This is a genomic window from Pseudomonas sp. MIACH, assembly GCF_001269925.1.
Classification (GTDB): domain Bacteria; phylum Pseudomonadota; class Gammaproteobacteria; order Pseudomonadales; family Pseudomonadaceae; genus Aquipseudomonas.
Map to the genome: position 1 here is coordinate 97,826 of NZ_LHVO01000035.1, position 18,785 is coordinate 116,610.

Here is an 18,785-nt window from a genome sequence, read left to right on the forward strand (position 1 = left end):
ACGGAGAAACACAACTATGAGCACTGACGGTGCTTCACGTCCTAGCCGCCTGCTGCCCAGGCTGCTAGGCGTCTTGCTGCTGATCATGGGCCTGGCCTTGCTGGCCGGTGGTATCAAGCTGAGCATGCTCGGCGGGTCGCTGTATTACCTGCTGGCCGGTATCGGCATCACCCTCACCGGCCTGCTGCTGCTGGCCACCCGCCGCGCCGCGCTGGGCATGTACGCACTGGTGCTGTTCGCCAGCACCGTGTGGGCCTTGTGGGAAGTCGGCCTGGATTGGTGGCAGTTGGTGCCGCGCCTGGCGCTGCTGTTCGCCTTGGGCATCGTCATGCTGCTCCCGTGGTTTCGCCGGCCGTTGCTGCGCGGCCAACCTGCCCCGCTGGGCACCGGCGCGCTGAGCGTGGCCGTGGTGCTGGCCGGCGCTGCTGCCGTTGCCAGCCAATTCACCAACCCCGGCGAGATCAAAGGCCAACTGGACCGCGACGCGGTACCGGGCATGGCCAGCGCTGCTCCGTCCCAGGCGGATGGCGATTGGAATTCCTATGGCCGTTCGGCCTACGGTGATCGTTACTCGCCACTGGCGCAGATCACCCCGGAAAACGCCCACAAGCTGGTACCGGCGTGGACCTATCGCACCGGCGACATCCCCGGTCCGAACGACCCGGGTGAAACCACCGCAGAAAACACCCCGCTGAAAGTCAACGGCATGCTCTACGTGTGCACGCCGCACAGCCAGGTGATCGCGCTGGACCCGGACACCGGCAAGGAAATCTGGCGCTTCGATCCGAAGATCAGCAGCCAGGGTGCCGAGAATTTCAAGGGTTGGGCACACATGACCTGCCGTGGCGTGTCGTATCACGATGACGCCGCCTACGCTTCCGAGCAGAGCCCGACCGGCAGCGCCAGCCCGGCTGCCGCGCCAAATGCCTGCCCGAAACGCATCTTCGTGCCGACCGCCGACACCCGCCTGATCGCCCTGAATGCCGACACCGGCAAGATGTGCGAAGACTTCGGTGACAAAGGCCAGGTCGACCTGCGTGCCAATATCGGCAGCTTCGCCCCCGGCGGTTACTACTCCACGTCGCCACCGGCCGTGACCAAGAACCTGGTGGTGATCGGCGGCCACGTCACCGACAACGTCTCCACCGACGAGCCTAGTGGCGTAATTCGCGCGTTCGACGTGCACACCGGCAAGCTGGTGTGGAACTGGGACAGCGGCAACCCGGACGACACCACCCCGTTGGCCGAAGGCAAGACCTACACCCGCAACTCGCCGAACATGTGGTCCATGTTCGCCGTGGATGAAAAACTCGGCATGCTCTACCTGCCGATGGGCAACCAGATGCCCGACCAGTACGGCGGCGACCGTACCGAAGACTCGGAAAAATACAGCGCCGGCCTGACCGCCCTGGACATCGACAGCGGCCACGTGAAGTGGACCTTCCAGTTCACTCACCATGACTTGTGGGACATGGACGTGGGCGGCCAGCCGTCGCTGATCGACATCAAGACCGAAGCCGGCGTGAAGCAGGCCGTGATGGCCTCGACCAAGCAAGGCAGCATCTACGTACTCGACCGCGCCACCGGCCAACCGGTCGTGCCGATCCACGAAGTGGCCGTGCCGCAAGGCGCTGTCGCCGGCGACCACACCTCGCCGACCCAACCGAAGTCCGACCTGAACTTCATGCCGCCGCCGCTCAAAGAGCGTGACATGTGGGGCGTGACGCCGTTTGACCAGATGCTGTGCCGCATCGATTTCAAATCCATGCGCTACGACGGGGCTTTCACCCCGCCTTCGCTGCAAGGTTCGATCGTTTACCCAGGTAACTTCGGCGTGTTCGACTGGGGTGGCATTTCCGTCGACCCGGTACGCCAGATCGCGTTCGTAAACCCTAGCTACATGGCGTTCAAATCCAAGCTGATCCCGGCTGCCGACATCGCCAAGCAAGGCCCACGGGTCAGCGAAACCGAAGGCGTGCAGCCGAACAAAGGCGCGCCGTACGGCGTGATCCTCGAAGCCATGCTGTCGCCAATGGGCCTGCCGTGCCAGGCGCCAGCCTGGGGTTATGTAGCGGCGGTCGACCTGACCACCCACAAAACCATCTGGATGCACAAGAACGGCACCGTGCGTGACAGCTCGCCGGTTCCGATCCCCCTGAGCATGGGCGTCCCTAGCCTGGGCGGCACCTTCACCACCGCCGGTGGCGTGTCCTTCCTCAGCGGCACCCTTGACCAGTACCTGCGTGCCTACGACGTGAAAAACGGCAAGCAACTGTGGGAAGGCCGCCTGCCAGCCGGCGCGCAAACCACACCGATGACCTACACCGGCAAGGACGGCAAGCAGTACGTGCTGGTCATGGCCGGTGGTCATGGTTCCCTGGGGACCAAGCAGGGTGACTACGTGATGGCGTTCAAACTGCCGGATTAAGCGGTACCGGCGGCAAAACAAAGGCGGCTACCCTCACAGGTAGCCGCCTTTTTCATAACCAATACAGATCAAAATGTGGGAGGGGCTTGCCTCCCGGCATTCATCAAACTAGTGTTCGATCACCTCACCGCGCATCACTGCCAACCGGGCAATCAACCGATTCTGCACCGGCACCGCGATCCCCTCGCTGTCCATCGCCTTGATCAAATCCTCCACCAGTGCATTGAAATCACTGCGGCTCACATGCTGCCCCTTGTGACTCTCGGCCATGCTGTCGCCGGTGTAGGTGCACGGCCCGCCCGCTTCCACACAGAACTGTTCGATCAACTTGTTGCGCAGGCGCTGGATATCGATGCGCCGAAAACGATCAACAATGCGTTCATCGCGGGCGATGTTGAGCAGCATGCCTTCGACGATGCGGGTGATGCCGGGCATGGCGCCGAGGTCGCGGTACAGGCTGTCGTCCTTGGGCGGTTGCTGGGCGCAGGCGCTGAGCAGCAACGCCAAAATCACGGGTAACAGACGCATCAGAAGCTCCCCTGCACAGACAAGTAGGTGCCGTTCTGGTTATCCAACGTGGCAATCTCCCCGAGGCGCGCGTAGGCCAGCACGAAGGACACATGCTTGTTGGGAAAGTAGCCGACGAACAGATCGGCCCAATCGCTTTCGCCGGCAAACGAGAGGTTATCGGGCTTCTCGCGGTACTCCACACCCACCGCCCAGCGCGGGTTGAGCAGCAGTGCCACGGAGCCTTCCTTGAGCAGGCTGCGGCTGTCACGGCGGTCGCCGCCAAAACCGAGCAGGCCGGTTTCATTGGCGCGGCTGTAGCGCAGACTGGTGTTGACCAGCACGTTGTAGCCAAACGCCGCGCCCATGAACAGGCGGCTGGCGGCCAGGTAGCCTTCGACATCGCTGTCGCGCTTGGCACCTACCAGGCGGGGGATGTCGAAGTTGGTCTGATGCTTGTACTCCAGGCCCAACGAAACCTGGGGCAAGCGGTCGTAGATCACATCGCCGAACAGCCGCAGCTTGAGCCCCAGCACGTCCTGGCCAAGATTGTCCTCGGGCAGGTTGAGCCTGTGCACCAAGGTGCCGAGGTCGAAGCGTTGGCGCGCGAAGGACAGTTCGACCCGGTTGTCATAGGCCAGCGCCAGGCCGGCCACGTCAAGCCGATAGTCCGGCAGGTTGACCGTGGTGGCGAAGGCCGTGGCCCCCCATTCGTGCTGTTCGCCATAGCCGGCCAGCACCGCCCACGGCGTGATGCCACCACCCGCGGTACCTTCGATACTGCTGGCACCGCCAGTGGCGATCAGTCGACCGTTATCGGCCAGGGTCGTTTGCACGGTCAGGGCGGTCAGGCAGCCGATCAATAGAGAAACACGCACGTCAGCCACTCAATGAACCAGGGAAGTTTGCACGCTGAGGGGCAAGGCCACCCAGGCTTCGAAAGCGTCGGCACTCAAGGGCCGACTGATCAGGTAACCCTGGGCCGTGTCGCACTGCCAGCGTTCCAGCAACCGCAGGCTGTGGGCGTATTCGACGCCTTCGGCGACGACCTTGAGGCCCAGGTTGTGGCTCATCTCGATAGTGGAACGCACGATCACCGCGTCTTCACTGGTTTCATCGAGGTTACGCACAAAGGATTGGTCGATCTTCAATTCCTGCACCGGCAAGCGCTTGAGGTGCGCCAGCGACGAGTAGCCCGTACCAAAGTCATCCACCGACAGAGAAATGCCACATTCGCGCAGTAGGTGCAGGACCTTGAGGGCTTTTTCCGGCTCGCGCATGACCGCGCTCTCGGTGATCTCGAATACCAGTTGTTCCGCCGGCAAGCCATAGCGACGCAGCAACGCCGAAACTCGGTGGGCCAGCTCATCGCCGAGCAAGTCATCCGCCGAGATGTTCAACGACAACTGCAGATACAGGCCGCGCCGGTTCCACTCGCACAACTGGCGAATGCCCTCCTCGATCACCCACTGGGTCAGCAAGCGAATGCTGCCGGAGCGTTCGGCCAGGGGGATGAATTCTGCCGGCGAGACCAGGCCGAACTGCGGGTGCTGCCAGCGCAACAGGGCTTCGGCCTGGCGCACGTGGCCTTGGCGAAGGTCCAGCTTGGGCTGGTAATGCAGCAGCAGTTGGCCCTGGCTGGGCGCGTGGCGCAGGTCACGGATCAAGGTGATTTGCCGCCGATGCGCAAGATCGCGGCCTTGCTCATAGATGTGCAAACGGCCGGGCATTTGCGCGGCGTCTTTCATCGCAATCGCCGCGCGCTCCAACAGGGTCTGGGCGCTGTCGCCATCGGCCGGGTAGGCGGCGATACCCAGACGGCAGTCCAGCGCCAGGTCATGGCCGTTGACGCGCTGGGGCCGCAGCAACAGTTGTTGCAGCTTGTCGGCCAGCCCCACCGCTTCCTGGCTGCCCGCGCCTTCGAGCAGCAGCAGGAATTCATCGGCAATCAAGTGCGCCAGGGTATCGCCGGGGCGCAAGGTGACTTGCAGACGATTACTCACCGTGAGCAGCAATTGGTCCACGGCGTCCGGCCCGGCGGTTTCGCTGGCGGCGCGCAGGTTATCGATGCCCAGGTAAATCAATGCCATCGGCCGTTGCAGGGCAATCGCACTGCTCAGGCGCTCCATGGCCAACGCGCGGTTCGGCAGGCCGGTCAGGCGATCGTGCAGGGCGCTGTGCGCCAGCTGTTGCTCACGCTCGGCGATGCCGCTCTGCATGGCGTTGACCGCCAGCGCCAGGCGCCCCAGCTCATCGCTGCGCTTGAGCAGCACCGGGGTCTGGTAATCACCCTGGCCGATGCGCTCGGCCGCCAGCGCCAGCGCCTGGACCGGCCGCGACACGCTGCGGGCCAGCAGCAAGGCACCGATCAGCGAAGCGATCAATGCCACCAACGCAATGCCGAGGATCTTTTCGTCCAGTGGCATAAAGGCTTGCATCGCCGCGTCCAGAGGGCTTTGCAGCAAGGCCAGGACTTTGCCGTTCTCATCGCTGGCCAACACCAGGGACTGGCTGAGGAACCGGCGCGCAAGGTGGTCGGTGGTGGACACGCCATGGCGCGTCGAATCGACCTGTATCAACTCGATAACGCTGTCATGCAGCCCTTGCGGCTGGGTGCTGACCAACTCGCCAGGACGGTCATGATCGATCGCAAGGAACGACACTTCCAGGTTGCTCAACGAGCGCAATTCCTCGGCAAACGCGGCGTCCATGCTGAACCCCATCACCACCCGCGCAATCGGCAATGGCGCCAGCACCGAGGCTTCTACCAGCAGGTGCGGCTTGCCTTGCAGCGGCACGATCAGCGTGGCCTGGCGATTGCGCCGGGCTTCGCGCAGCGCCTGGTCGTAGCGGAAAGTCGAGCCTTCGGGCACTTCGTCGAGGGTGCTGGCGAGGACCTTGCCGTCCATGCCCAACAGGATCATGTCGCTGGCGTTGATACGCTTGCCGTGGTTGAGCAGCACCGAGCGCATCGTCGCCGAATCGCCACTGGCCACCGCATCGCGAAAACCGAAGTCGGCGGCCAGCAGTTGCACGCCATCGGCCAGGCGCCGACCGCGCAGGTCGAGCAAGCGTTCAAACACCCGCGAGCCTACGTCCAACTGGGCCAGGGCCTGGCTGCGCACCGCCGAACTGGTCGCGACCTTGACGCTGAAATACACCGCGCCGATCACCACCAGCGAGAGCAGGATCAGCACGCAGGCGACGCGCGCCTGAAAGCTACTGCGCAGTTTCACGGGCAGCTCGATTGAAGGCGTCCCCAAACGCGCTCGGCGTGGGCGTCGGTGGCAGATCCGCCGAAGGGGGCTGCAGGCTCAGCACCACAGGGTGACTCAAGCCGGCCGCCGGCACATGCAGGATGCCGCCATCCAGGGGCTGCATATCCGCCAGTTGCGGGTGCCACAGGGTGGCGTGGTAATCGCCGGGCGGCAGTTGCTCCAGGCGCACTCGGCCCTGGGCATCGCTGACGCCGAAGCGGGGGTCATCGGTAACGTAGATGTAGCCGAGCATCCAGTCATGGATATTGCAGCCCAGTACCACCACCCCGGGTTTGTCGAACAGCAGCGGCGCGGCGGGTGTGCCTTCGTACAGGCGCAGTTCAAAGCGCTTGGCGGTGGAGAAGGAGTAGACCTGATGGCGAATATTGTCGCTGTTGGGAAAGCGCACTTGGGTGCCGGTGTGCACCGCCAGCACATGGGGGGCGAAGCGCTGGCCGCGCTGGTCCATATCGGCCTTGGGTGCCCACGTGGGTTGGCCTGCGGGCCCCTGCAAGGTCACAACCGCATCCGCGACCGGACTGCCATCGGCCTGATGCATCAACACCTCAAGCGTCGCTGCCGAGGCCGGGAAAGCCAGCGCCAGCAACACTGCGACAGGCGAAAACAGGTGAGCAAGTGAGGCCATGGGGGATCCGGAAAAAAGCGGCCAGCCTTGGCAGAAAGATAAAACCAATGACGGTATGATGCCGCAAACAAGGCAAAATGCCATCACCCAATGCAACGCTCGGCACCGCCGCTGGTCGGTAAAAACCTATGCAATCGGTCAGGCTCTGTAGAGCTTATCGACCACGCTCGCAAAAGCTGTAGTCCATAGGCGAGGTTTCTAGACCAATTGCCGCTCGCGCCGCATCCACATCTCGAACGCCATGGCATTCAGCGGCCGGCTGATCAGGTAGCCCTGGGCGGTGTCGCAGTTCCATAGCTTGAGCAGCTTGAGACTGGGCTCGAACTCCACGCCTTCGGCCACCACCTTGAGCCCCAGGTTATGGCTCATTTCGATGGTCGAACGCACGATGACGCCGTCGCCACTGGTGCTGTCGAGGTTGCGCACGAACGACTGGTCGATCTTCAACTCCTGCACCGGCAGGCGCTGCAGTTGCGCCAACGACGAGTAGCCGGTGCCGAAGTCATCCACTGACAGGCTGATGCCGCAACTGCGCAGTTGCTCGAGCACGCTCAAGGCCTGCTGTGGGTTGTGCATGATCGCGCTTTCGGTGATCTCGAAAATCAGTTGCTGGGCCGCCACGCCGTACTGCATCAGCAGGGTGGTGACGCGAATCGCCAGGTCATCATCGGCCAGGTCATCCACCGAGATGTTCACCGACAACTGAATGTGCAGGCCGCGCTGTGCCCACTCGCCGACCTGGCGGATGGCTTCTTCGATCACCCACAGGGTCAGGCCGCCCATGCTGCCGGTGCGTTCGGCCAGGGGGATGAACTCGGCGGGCGACACCAGCCCCAGCGTCGGATGCTGCCAGCGCAGCAAGGCTTCGGCCTGGCGCACATGGCCGTGCTTGAGGTCGAGCTTGGGCTGGTAGCACAGGTACAACTCGCCTTCGACGGCAGCGCGGCGCAAGTCGCGGATCAGGCTGATCTGGCGCTGGTGGGCGAGGTCACGGTCCTGCTGGTAGATCTGCAGGTAGCCCGGCAGCGTCGTCGCATCGTGGCGGGCGATGGCGGCGCGGTTGATCAACTCTTCCACCTGCAGGCCATCGGCGGGGTAAGCGGCGATACCGATGCTGACCTCATGACGCACCTCGTCGTTGCCGATGCGCTGGGGTTCGGTGAGCAACGCATAGAGGCGGTCGGCGCGGGCCACGGCGCGGTCGATCTCGATATTCTCCAGCAACAGCAGAAACTCACTGCCGGCAATGCGCGCCGCCGTGTCGCTGGCCAGCAGGCTCATGGACAGGCAACGGCTGGCTTCGCGGAGCATTTCCTCGACGCCCTCGGGACCGAATCCCTCGTTGATCAAGCGGTAGTTCTCGATGCCCAGGTAGAGCAACACCACCGGCCGCCGCGCGCTGATCGCACTGCCCAGGCGTTCCATGGCCAACGCGCGATTGGGCAGGCCGGTGAGCGGATCATGCAGGGCGTTATGGGCCAGTTGCCGCTCGCGCACGGCGATACCGCTTTGCATGGCATTGAAGGCGCGGGCCAGCAGGCCGAACTCATCGTGGCTGCGCACCCGCACCGGCGTGCGGTAATCACCGGCACCGATGCGCCCCGCCGCTTCCACCAGCGCATTGAGCGGGCGCGATACCCGCCGCGCCAGGAACAACGCACCGGCCAACGACACCAGCAGCATCGCCAGGGCAATCCCAAGGAACTGCCGGTCCAGCGGCGCAAAGGATTCCAGCGCGTGGTCCAGCGAGGTTTGCAACAGCACGCGCACTTCATTGCCGTCACCGGTGTTGGCCAGTGGCAACACCTGGCTGAGCACGCGCTGGCCGTAGAACCGGTGGATCCGTGGCTCGGGGGCGATCGGCCCCTGGTGCAGCAGGTTGAGGATGTCGGCGTGATACGCATCGGGCAGGGTGCTGAAGAGCGCGCCGGGCCTGCCGTTTTGTACGCTGAGGAATGACACCTCCAGGTTGCTCATGGAGCGCAGTTCATTGGCAAACAGCGTGTCCATGGGAAAGCCCATCACCACCCGCGCGATGGGCAGCGGGTCGAGCACTTCGTCCTGCACCAGCAAGTAAGGACGAGCGTCCATGGCCACGATCAACATCTGCAAGCCACTGCGCCGCGCGTGGCGCAGGGCGTCGTCATAGGGGAAGAACTGACCGCGAGTGAGGACAGGCAAGGTGCTGACCATGACCTTGCCATCCAGGCCGAGCACAAACACTTCACTGGTCCCCATGCCGGCACCGTGGCGACGCAGGGCGGCGCGGATCGCCGCGTCTTTGCCCTCGACCACCGCCTGCTTGAACGGGCCGTCGACGGTCAGCCAGTCCAGGCCGTATTGCAGGCGGCGTCCGCGCAGCTCCAACAGGCGCTCGAACACCTGGCTACCGGTTTGCAGCTGGACTTGTGCCTGGTTTTCCACCGCACGGGTGGTGGCGCTCTTCACGGCGAAATAGGTGGCGGCGACCACCACCAGCAGCAACAGCGCCAACACCCCGGCAATGCGGGTTTGAAACGTATGGCGCCACGTCATGGCAGTGCCCTCTGGCAGCGTTCGCCTCTCTCTGCCGCCGCGTCCCTTAGTCATGTGCATTCCTTGCGCCCAGACCCGCCGTCAAAAAAACATCCATTTTCAATGGAAATTTTGTTTTAGCAGATTAGCTGGGACAAAGCAGAAGCGCACCGAATAAAACCGGGGATTTTACTGTCATTTTATTGGCGACAACCGACTGACCCTGGCAGGCCGGTCAAAGAACACGGGCGCGCATGAAGTCCCCCCAGCGCCGCACCAGGTAGTTGTGTTCATCCATCACCGAGTTCCACACCGCGATATGCCCCATGCGCTGCTCATAGGAGCCGCCATCGCGTACTTCGCCGATATCGATCAACGGCAACCCATCACTGCCGAGCAACTCCTCCCGTGCAGGCTTGCCGGCGTACCAGTAATCCCATTCGGCACTGCTCAGATGATCACGGCTGCGCGCCGGGTTGCCGATGTAGTAACCCTGGCGCGCCATCACCGCGCCCGGCCAGCCGGACAACCACCAATTGAGGTAGGCGTACGCCGCATCCAGCACCGGGCCCTGGGCATGGCGCGACAACGACAAGCCGCCGAACCAGGCGCGATAGCCTTCGCAGGGCACCGCCAGGCGGTATTTCACCCCGGCGCGGTGCAGGCGCATCAGGGTCGGTGACCATAGGCTCTGGATGTCGATACTCGGGCTGAGCATCAGTTGCGCAGCCTCTTCATCGTCGGACCAGAACGCGGCGAAATGCCCTTCCTTCTGTTTGCGCACCAGAATGTCGGCAAGCACATCGATCTCTTCGATGCTCATATTGCCGATATCCTTGAAGCTGGCCAGCCCCGCGCCCTGCACGGCCAGCGCCGCATCCAGGGCGCCGATGGCGGCATCGCTTTGCAGCGCCGTGCGTGCGCGCCAGGCCGGGTCGAGCAGCCAGCCCCAGCTTTCGTTACCGTGGCAAAACCCCTCGGGCAGGCGTTCGGGGCGGTAGGCGAAGCTGTCGGCATTGTGGGTCAGCGGCAGCATGCTGATGCGTTCGGTGACGGTGCTGCCGAGGCTGCCGTCGTGCTGCACGAATAGGCGCTCGCTGGGCACGCTGCCGCTGCCCAGGCGGTCATTGGGCGACAGCCGCCCGCGCTTGGGCAGGTCGTTGATCTCGTGCCACAGCGCGATGCGCCGCGTGTCGATGGGCTGGATCGCCCGGGCCGGCCACACGAAGTCGACGTTATGAAACCATTGGTCGTAGAGGTCATAGCTGTCGGGCTGCATCACCGCAATGCGCTGGGCCTGTTCGACGTCGTGCACCTGGTACACCAGGCGAATCCCCAGTTCCTGTTCGGCGCGCACGCGCAGGCATTCGAGCAAGGTGACCGAGGTGCCGAGCACACGTAAGGTGATCATCCGGCGAACCGCCGTGAGAACACTTCAAAGGAACGCCGCAGCAGCGCAGGGTCGAGGCCACGCAGGATAAACACCAGGCGCGATTGCCGGTCGGTGCCTGGCCAGGCAGGCAGATGGACCGGGGCATGCAGGCAATGCTGCACGCCATGTATGACGATGGGGGCGTTACTGGCGTTCACGTTGAGCAGTCCTTTGACGCGAAGGATTCGTTCGCCGTGGCATCTTAACAGCATCGACAACCACACCCCGAAGCCGACCCAATCCAGCGGCTGGTCGAAGGTCATACTGCACACTTGGGCTGCCCCGTGGCTGGCACTGGTGGTCTGGTGCAATTGCCAGCGGCTGACTTCCATGGCCGGCTCGGCACTGCGCAGGCCTTCACCGAGCAACAGTTGGTCGCCGCTGTGGATGGCGTGGGTATCGAGGATCGGCGTACCGGCGTTGAGCGCCTGCAAATGCATGCGCAGCGGTTCGCAGTCCCCCACCAGATCAGTCTTGCTCAACAGCAGGCGATCCGCCGCCGCGACCTGGGCCAGCCACTCGGGGTGCAGGCGTTCCTGCAGAGCGGCGTGGCTGGCGTCCACCAGGGTAATCACCAGGCCGATATGAAAACGCCCGCGCAGTTGCACGTCGTTGTTCAAGGTCGCGAGGATCGGCGCCGGATCAGCCAGGCCGGTAGTCTCGAGGATCACCCGTTTGAACGCGGGTATTTCACCACGTTCGCGGCGCTGCAGCAGGCCGAGCAGCGCGTCCTTGAGCTCGCCACGGATGGAGCAGCAGATGCAGCCGCTGGGCAGCAGCACGGTGTTCGGCGCGACTTCCTCCACCAGCAGATGGTCGATGCCGATATCGCCGAACTCGTTGATCAGCAACGCGGTGTCGCCCAGGCTTTCGCCTTGCAGCAGGCGCTGGAGCAAGGTGGTTTTGCCGCTGCCGAGAAAACCGGTGATCACATTCAGAGCAATGCTCATATTTACCTCCACGCCCTGTAGGAGCGAGCTTGCTCGCGAAAAACCCGAGAGCGCCGCGTACATCCAGACAACACGCGTTATCGTTGACGTCTTTCGCGAGCAAGCTCGCTCCTACAGTGGGGTGTTTTCCAGGTGGTCAAGTAGACGCGGGTCAAGGGGATCCAGCGGCCGGCCGAGCATGGTCTCGGCCGCCTGCCAGAGTTGATCCAGCCCGCTTGCCAGTTCCTGTTTGCCGGTGGCGCCCAACAACAGATAGGACGCGCCCTGGAAGTCTTCGACCTTGAGCCGGAACACCGCCAGCACCTGGTTGATCGCAGCGATACGGCGCAGGCGTTCGCGGCGCCTGGGCAGTTCATCGCCCAGGGGGTCGCTCCAGTGCAGGTCTTCGCCGAGCAATCCGCAGAGTCCGCACATGGCTACACCTCACTCATGGCATGACATCGCCGGAGTTCGGACCCAGGGTCTGACCGACAAACAGGTTACCGCCCGGCTCGCTGGCCAGCAGCACGGCGGTGGGCGCCACCTCGTCCGCGAGACCGAAGCGGCCCAAGGGCAGCTCGGCGGCCTTGGCGCGTTTCCAGTCGGTGCTGATACCGCCCACCAATGGCGTCTCGATCGGACCGGGGGCGATGGCGTTGACCAGCACGTTGTCCTTGGCCACTTCCAACGCCAGGGATTTGGTAAAACCGATCACCCCGGCCTTGGCGGCAGCGTAGTGGGTCAGTTCGGCGCCGCCCTTGATGCCCAGTTGCGAAGCCACGTTGATGATCCGTCCCCAGCGCTGCGCGAGCATATGCGGCAAGGCGCGCTGGCTGGCGACGAACACGCTGGTGAGGTCGACGCGCAGCATGTCGTTCCACATCTCGATGGACAGGTCGACGCAACGCGCCTGGGTGAGCATGCCGGCATTGTTGACCAGGATATCGATGCCGCCGAAGTGCTCGACGCAACGGTCGACACTGGCCTGGGCACCTTCCACCGTGCCCACATCGGCCACGCACTCGACCACTTCGGCGCCGAGGTTGCGGCAGGTGATCGCGGTTTCGGCGAGGCTGGCGGCGTGGCGGTCGGCCAATAGCAGACGCGCGCCTTCAACGGCATAGGCACGGGCGATGGCGGCACCGATGCCGCTGCCGGCGCCGGTGATCACGGCGCGGCGTTTATCTAGTTGAGGCATATGAAAATCTCCTGAAGCAAACACAGTTCCAATGTGGGAGGGGCTTACCCTCTCCCACATTTAGTCAGGCCAGCGCACGGTGAGGCCGCCGTCGATGACGATGCTCTGCCCGGTCAGATAACTCGACGCCTCACTGGTCAGGAACTGCACCAGCGACGCCACTTCATCCGCGCGCCCTACCCGCCCCAGCGGGATCGCGCGCGCAGCTTTTGCCAAGCCTTCCGGGCCGAGGGAGTTCTTTGCATCCAGCGATTGCGGTGTTTCGATCAACCCCGGAATCACCGCATTGCAGCGGATGCCCAGGGGCGCCAACTCCACTGCCAGCGAGCGGCACAACCCCGGCACACCGGCCTTGGCGGCGGCGTAGTGGCTGTGGTCCTGCCAGCCATACACGCCGCCGGCAATCGAAGAGATCGCCACCAGCGCGCCGCCTTCGTTCATATGCCGCGTCGCCGCGCGGAAGGTGCGCATCACCCCCGTCAGGTCGACATTGAGCATCTCGTTCCATCGCTCATCCGTCATTTCCAGCAGCGGCGCACGGCGCAGCAAACCGGCGTTGGCTACCGCGTAATCCAGCCGGCCGAAATGCTGTACCGCCTGTTCGGCCAGAGCCTCCACCGAGGCGGTATCGCCCACGTCCAGCGGCAACATCAGGCACTCGCCCCCCGCCTCTTCCACCTGCGACACGGTGATGCTCGGGTCATGGGGGTCGGCCGGGTAATACCCGCCCACCACCGCCACGCCGCAACGTGCATAGGCCACGGCGAGGGCTTGGCCGATGCCACTGGCGGCGCCGGTAATCAAGGCAACTTTACGGCTCATCGAACTCTCCTTACTGAACGGTTTCCGGACGCACATGGCGTGCGGCAAACATCAGGGCACCGGACAAAAAGCACGGCAGCGCGCCGAACCACAGCGCGGCGGTCTGCCAGTCACTGCCGGCGGACAACACTTGGGTCGCCCCAAAGCCCGCGACCACGGCGCCAATCGGGCCCATGGCATGGATAATCGCGCCGCCGGTGGCGCGGATGCTGGTAGGGAAACTTTCACTGATAAAGAACAGCGCCGCCGAGTACGGCCCGATCAGGAAGAACAGGCCCAGGCTGTACAGCCCGACCACCATCGGCATATTGCTCGGGCCAAACAGCATGCCGGCAAACGCCAGGCCGCCGAGCATCCACCCCAGGCCGATCACATTGCGACGGCCGATCTTGTCGCCCATCCAGCCGTGGCTGAGATAGCCGCAGTAACCCACCAGGTTCGACAGCACGAGGATGATCAGCGAGTTCTCGAACGAGATGTGGTGCACGCTGACGATCACCGAAGTGCCGAGCACGCTGAACACCTGGATCGCTGCCCAGTTGAGCAGCAGCGCAGCGCCGATCACCAATGTGGCGCGGCGGGCCGGGCCACGGAACGCCGCCTTGAGACCGGCCTTGCTGTGTTCGTCGTAATCCACGCCGTAGGTCACGGCAACGTTTTGCGCTTCTTTCACCGCGCCGCTTTTACGCAACTGGCTGATGCGCTGGTGGATCTGGAACTGCGGGCTTTCCTTGAGCTTGCGCGCCATGATCGCGATCACCACCGCGGGGATCGCGGCGAAGATAAAGCAGCCCTGCCAACCGATGACAGGCAGCAACAGCGCGGTCAAACCCGCGGCGATCAACGCACCGACCGGCCAGCCGCCCTGCACCAGGCTGTAGATGAAGCCGCGACGCTTGGTCAGTCGCGGGTCTTCGGACGCACCATACAACTCGGTCAAATAGGTGGCGTTGACGGTTTCTTCGGCATACCCCAGGCCGCCCAGAGAACGGATCAGAATCAGCGGCGACTTGCCCCACGCCCCGCCAATGGCGGTCAACGCCGAGCACAGTGCGGAACCGGCCACGGTGAAAATAATCCCTTTGCGCCGTCCCAGCTTGTCGACAATCGGCCCGATGGCCAAGGCGACGACGGCGGTACCCACCGCCACCCAGGTCGCGATTTCAGCCTGCTCCACTTCACCCCAGCCAAAGTGCCGGCCGATCTCCGGCAGCAAGGTGCCGAACAGGATGAAGTCATACACCGCAAACACCCAGGCGAAAAACGCGATCCAGGTGGCGAAGCGCACTTCCTGGGACGTCAGTTGCCGGGGTTTCCAGCCAGTCAGGTCAAGCTTGTTGTAGATGGACATAATCGCGCCTCGGGAGGTGGAGTGGGCTTTCTGTAGGAGCGTGCTTGCTCGCGAAAATCGTCAACGATGACGCGGGCATCCTGAATGCACGCGGTGCTCTCAGGCTTTTCGCGAGCAAGCTCGCTCCTACCGGGGTTGGGATCAGGTACGCGGTTGGCGGCGGATAAAGTCGTCGGCGATTTCATCGAAGGTGACGAAGCGCACGCCGGCATGGCTCTGGATGTGTTCGATCAAGCGCTCGAGCATCAGCAGCACTTGCGGACGGCCGGAGACGTCGGGGTGGATGGTCATGGTGAACACCGCGTGTTCGTGCTCGCGGTAGACCCAGTCGAACTGGTCGCGCCACATTTCTTCCAGGTGACGCGGGTTGACGAAGCCGTGGCTGTTGGGGGCTTTCTTGATGAACATCATCGGCGGCAGGTCGTCGAGGTACCAGTTGGCCGGGATCTCCACCAGGTCGGTTTCTTCGCCGCGCACCAGGGGTTTCATCCAGGTGTCGGGGTGCTGGCTGTAGTCGATCTTGGTCCAGCTGTCGCCCTTGCGCACGTAGTAGGGGTGGAAGTCGTTGTGCATCAGGCTGTGGTCGTACTTGATGCCTTTTTTCAGCAACAGCTCGTTGGTGACCTTGCTGAATTCCCACCACGGCGCGACGTAGCCGGTGGGGCGTTTGCCGGTGACTTGGGTGATCAGTTCGATGGACTTGTCGAGGACGATTTCTTCCTGCTCGGCGGTCATCGCAATCGGATTTTCGTGGCTGTAGCCATGCACGCCGATTTCGTGGCCGGCGTCGGCCACGGCCTTCATCTGCTCGGGGAAGGTTTCCATCGAGTGGCCGGGGATAAACCAGGTGGTGCGCAGGCCGTAGCGTTCGAACAGTTTGAGCAGGCGCGGCGCACCTATTTCACCGGCGAACAGGCCGCGGGAGATGTCGTCGGGCGAGTCTTCGCCGCCGTAGGAACCGAGCCAGCCGGCAACGGCGTCGACGTCAACGCCAAATGCACAGAGGATGTCTTTTGCCATGGTGTGTCTCCTTAAAGAGTGAGGGCTGTTTCGACCGACAAGGCGGCCCTGAGCAGGCGTGCGTCTTCGCCACTGGGAGCGCTGAGCAGCAAGCTGGTGGGTAAGCCCAGCGCATCGACGCCGCTGGGCAGGCTGACGCCTGGCATGTCAAGCAAACTGCCGGGCATGGTCAGGCGCAGGGTGGCGAGGTTGGTGTTCACAAACAGTTCGTCGTCGGCTTCAAGCGGCGCCAACGCCGGGGCGACATGGGCGACGGTGGGGGTGATCAGGATCGCGCCGTCGAGGTCGTCGAGCAGTTGCTGTTGCAGGCGGCGGCGCGCCTCGGTCAGGTGGATCAGTTGGCTGGCCGGTAATGCGCGTGCGGCCTCAAGGCGGCGGCGCACGCGGGGGTCGAGTTGCTCGGCATCGGCGCTGTCGAGCAGGGCCTGGTGCAGGGCGAAGGCTTCGAACGCGCCGAGCCAGCCTTGGTGCTTGATCAAGTTGAGGGTGGCCTGGAACGCGGAGCTTTCACGCTCGTCAATCAGTGCACCTTGCGCCTTCAGTCGCTCAACGGCGCGCAGCAGGTTGTTGCGCACGGCAGGTTCCACGTCGACCAACACGCCTTGCTCCAAGACAAACCGCTGCCCTTTCAGGCTGCGGGCACTGTGGCGCTGGCTGCGGCCGTGGAGCAGGTCGTCGATGGCCAAGGCATCGCGTACGCTGCGGGTCAGCGGACCGAGGCTGTCGAGGGTGTGGGCCAGGGGGAACACGCCGTCACGGCTGTAGCGCCGGCTGCTGCTGCGATAACCCACCAATCCGTTGAGCGCCGCCGGAATGCGGATGGAACCGGCGGTGTCAGTGCCCATGGCGATCGGCACGATACCGGCCGCGACCGCCACCGCCGACCCGGACGACGAGCCCCCGGGAATGCGCGCCTGGTCCGTGCCATGGGGATTGTGCGGCGTGCCGAAATGCGGGTTCAGGCCCAACCCGGAATAGGCCAGCTCGCTGAGGTTGGTCTTGCCCATACTGACCATCCCGGCGCGGCACAACAGGCCCACGCTCGGCGCATCGAGCAAGGCGGCTGGCGCATGGCGGCGATAGGCAGCGCCGGCAGTGGTGATGCTGCCGGCCACGTCGAACAGATCTTTCCAGGCCAGGGGCACCCCATCGAACACACTCAAGGGCTGGCCGGCACGCCAACGGGCGGCGGACGCTTCGGCCTCACGGCGGGCGCGTTCGGCGGTCAGGGAAATAAATACGCGGGTCGAGCGGCTCGCTTGATCGAGTGCCTGCTCAAGGACTTGCACCGGGTCGCTGCGACCGCTGGCGAAATCCTCGGCCAATGAAGTGGCGTCTGACATCAGGAAAACCTCATAAAACGTACATATTCATAAAATGTACATTTTAAGAAGGCAGCTTTCGTGCCAGTCTCTGCGTAACGTTCCTGGCGCGATTACGCTTTCTTACCCAGAGCTACGGGTTAGATGGTGTTGATCAATGGAAAAAAATCCTGCGATACGCTTGTGAACCGCTTCTAACGAAATAATGTATCTTTTATTAATAAGTACATTTTGGTGCAGAAAAGTAACATTCCTACATTCAAGGCCCCAAAAAAGTGCCACCGACGTGGCGCAGAGTGACAGGCGCAACTTATGAGAGAATCCCCGGCCATCGTCCTACATGCCTTTGAGAAATCGATGAAAGCAGTGTCCGCCTCGGCCTCCCGTTACGCGATGATTCACCAGGTATTGCGCGACGCGATCGTCAATGGCACCGCGCGCCATGGGCTGGTATTGCTGGAAGCGCCCCTGGCCGAACTGTTCGGCACCAGCCGCGTGCCGGTGCGCAAGGCGCTGGACCTGCTGCACGCTGAAGGCTTGATCTGCCGTTTCAACGGCCGGGGTTACCTGATCAACCCCGAAGGCCTGGCCGTGGAACCGTTGCGCCTGCCCCTGAGCCATGTGCACCTGGGCCTCAACGGCGAAGCCGAGTTGGTGGACACCCGCCCGTTAGGCGAGCGCATCGTCGAGGAAATCGGCGCGGCGTTGTCTACCTGCATCGCCTTCGGCCATTACCGCCTGGATGAACAGGCCGCCGCCGACCACTACGGCGTCAGCCGCGCGGTGGTGCGTGAAGCGCTGATGCGCCTGCGCGACCGTGGCCTGGTGGAAAAAGAGCCGTACTCGCAATGGCTGGCGGGGCCCTTGACTGCGCGGGAGGTCACCGAAGATTACGAACTGCGCGCGTGCCTGGAACCCGAAGCCCTGCGCCAGAGTGCACCTGACCTCGACCGCGACATGCTTGAAGCCATGTTGCAACGTGTGCGGGATGCCCAGGACAGCCCCCACTGCAGCCTGGAAGCCATCGAGCAGATCGAAGAGGACCTGCACCAGCGCTGCCTGGCCGGCCTGCAAAACCGCAAGATTGCCGCGCTGATTCGCCAGGGCCAGAGCCCGATGATCATCAGCCGGATTTTCTACCGATTGCTGGGGATCGGCGCGGATCCAGCCATGCTCGCCGAACATCGCTTGATTCTAGAGTTGCTGCTGCATGGCGCGTTTGACGCGGCGGCGCTGAATCTGCGCGAGCATTTGCAGCGGGCACGGCAGCGGATGTTGCAGCGCTTGAAGGTGCTCTCGGTATTGCCCGAACAGCCACTCCCCGCCTACCTCCACAAAATCAGCTAACCCACATTGGCC

15 protein-coding genes are annotated in these 18,785 nt (G+C 63.5%); 2 read left to right on the top strand and 13 right to left on the bottom strand.

Annotation, left to right across the window (positions count from 1 at the left end):
* The first annotated feature begins 16 nt into the window (after nt 1–16).
* Complete coding sequence (locus AD670_RS15020; protein ID WP_053133638.1) at nt 17–2,428, top strand: glucose/quinate/shikimate family membrane-bound PQQ-dependent dehydrogenase; 2,412 nt, start codon at nt 17–19, stop codon at nt 2,426–2,428.
* 108 nt (nt 2,429–2,536) lie between these two features.
* On the opposite strand, the gene AD670_RS15025 is transcribed toward AD670_RS15020, so the two are convergent.
* The 13 genes from AD670_RS15025 to AD670_RS15085 form a co-directional block, all read right to left on the bottom strand.
* Nucleotides 2,537–2,959 carry a group 1 truncated hemoglobin gene (locus AD670_RS15025; RefSeq protein WP_172681482.1) on the bottom strand — a complete coding sequence of 141 codons (423 nt, stop codon included), beginning with the start codon at nt 2,957–2,959 and terminating at the stop codon, nt 2,537–2,539.
* Nucleotides 2,956–3,813, bottom strand: a complete 858-nt coding sequence (locus AD670_RS15030; protein WP_053133644.1) for a DUF3034 family protein — start codon at nt 3,811–3,813, stop codon at nt 2,956–2,958. The genes AD670_RS15025 and AD670_RS15030 overlap by 4 nt, the downstream gene beginning before the upstream one ends.
* Nucleotides 3,814–3,822: 9 nt before the next feature.
* Nucleotides 3,823–6,171, bottom strand: coding sequence for a bifunctional diguanylate cyclase/phosphodiesterase (locus tag AD670_RS15035; RefSeq protein WP_053133647.1), 2,349 nt, complete (start codon nt 6,169–6,171; stop codon nt 3,823–3,825).
* Complete coding sequence (locus AD670_RS15040) at nt 6,155–6,838, bottom strand: methylamine utilization protein (protein WP_053133650.1); 684 nt, start codon at nt 6,836–6,838, stop codon at nt 6,155–6,157. The genes AD670_RS15035 and AD670_RS15040 overlap by 17 nt, the downstream gene beginning before the upstream one ends.
* A gap of 198 nt (nt 6,839–7,036) precedes the next feature.
* Nucleotides 7,037–9,373: a bifunctional diguanylate cyclase/phosphodiesterase gene (locus AD670_RS15045; protein ID WP_053133653.1), complete on the bottom strand. Its 2,337-nt coding sequence runs from the start codon at nt 9,371–9,373 to the stop codon at nt 7,037–7,039.
* 214 nt (nt 9,374–9,587) lie between these two features.
* Entirely contained in the window at nt 9,588–10,763 is a 1,176-nt protein-coding gene (locus tag AD670_RS15050) for a PotD/PotF family extracellular solute-binding protein (RefSeq protein WP_053133656.1), read from the bottom strand.
* On the bottom strand, nt 10,760–11,734 hold the full coding sequence (locus AD670_RS15055) for a GTP-binding protein (RefSeq protein ID WP_053133658.1): 975 nt from the start codon (nt 11,732–11,734) through the stop codon (nt 10,760–10,762). Before AD670_RS15055 ends, AD670_RS15050 begins: the two co-directional genes overlap by 4 nt.
* Nucleotides 11,735–11,845: 111 nt before the next feature.
* Nucleotides 11,846–12,148: a hypothetical protein gene (locus AD670_RS15060; RefSeq protein WP_053133661.1), complete on the bottom strand. Its 303-nt coding sequence runs from the start codon at nt 12,146–12,148 to the stop codon at nt 11,846–11,848.
* A gap of 13 nt (nt 12,149–12,161) precedes the next feature.
* Entirely contained in the window at nt 12,162–12,911 is a 750-nt protein-coding gene (locus AD670_RS15065; protein WP_053133664.1) for an SDR family NAD(P)-dependent oxidoreductase, read from the bottom strand.
* 60 nt (nt 12,912–12,971) lie between these two features.
* A complete protein-coding gene (locus tag AD670_RS15070; RefSeq protein ID WP_053133667.1) occupies nt 12,972–13,733 on the bottom strand; it encodes an SDR family NAD(P)-dependent oxidoreductase in 762 nt (253 codons plus the stop codon).
* Between the two features lie 10 nt (nt 13,734–13,743).
* The gene (locus AD670_RS15075; RefSeq protein WP_053133670.1) at nt 13,744–15,084 is read right to left on the bottom strand and encodes an MFS transporter; all 1,341 of its coding nucleotides are present in this window, start codon (nt 15,082–15,084) and stop codon (nt 13,744–13,746) included.
* A 141-nt stretch (nt 15,085–15,225) separates the two neighbouring features.
* Nucleotides 15,226–16,104: a polysaccharide deacetylase gene (locus AD670_RS15080; RefSeq protein ID WP_003234086.1), complete on the bottom strand. Its 879-nt coding sequence runs from the start codon at nt 16,102–16,104 to the stop codon at nt 15,226–15,228.
* Nucleotides 16,105–16,115: 11 nt separating this feature from the next.
* A complete protein-coding gene (locus AD670_RS15085; protein ID WP_053133673.1) occupies nt 16,116–17,447 on the bottom strand; it encodes an amidase in 1,332 nt (443 codons plus the stop codon).
* A gap of 336 nt (nt 17,448–17,783) precedes the next feature.
* On the opposite strand from AD670_RS15085, the gene AD670_RS15090 reads away from it, so the two are divergent.
* On the top strand, nt 17,784–18,773 hold the full coding sequence (locus AD670_RS15090) for a GntR family transcriptional regulator (protein WP_053133676.1): 990 nt from the start codon (nt 17,784–17,786) through the stop codon (nt 18,771–18,773).
* Nucleotides 18,774–18,785 lie beyond the last annotated feature (12 nt).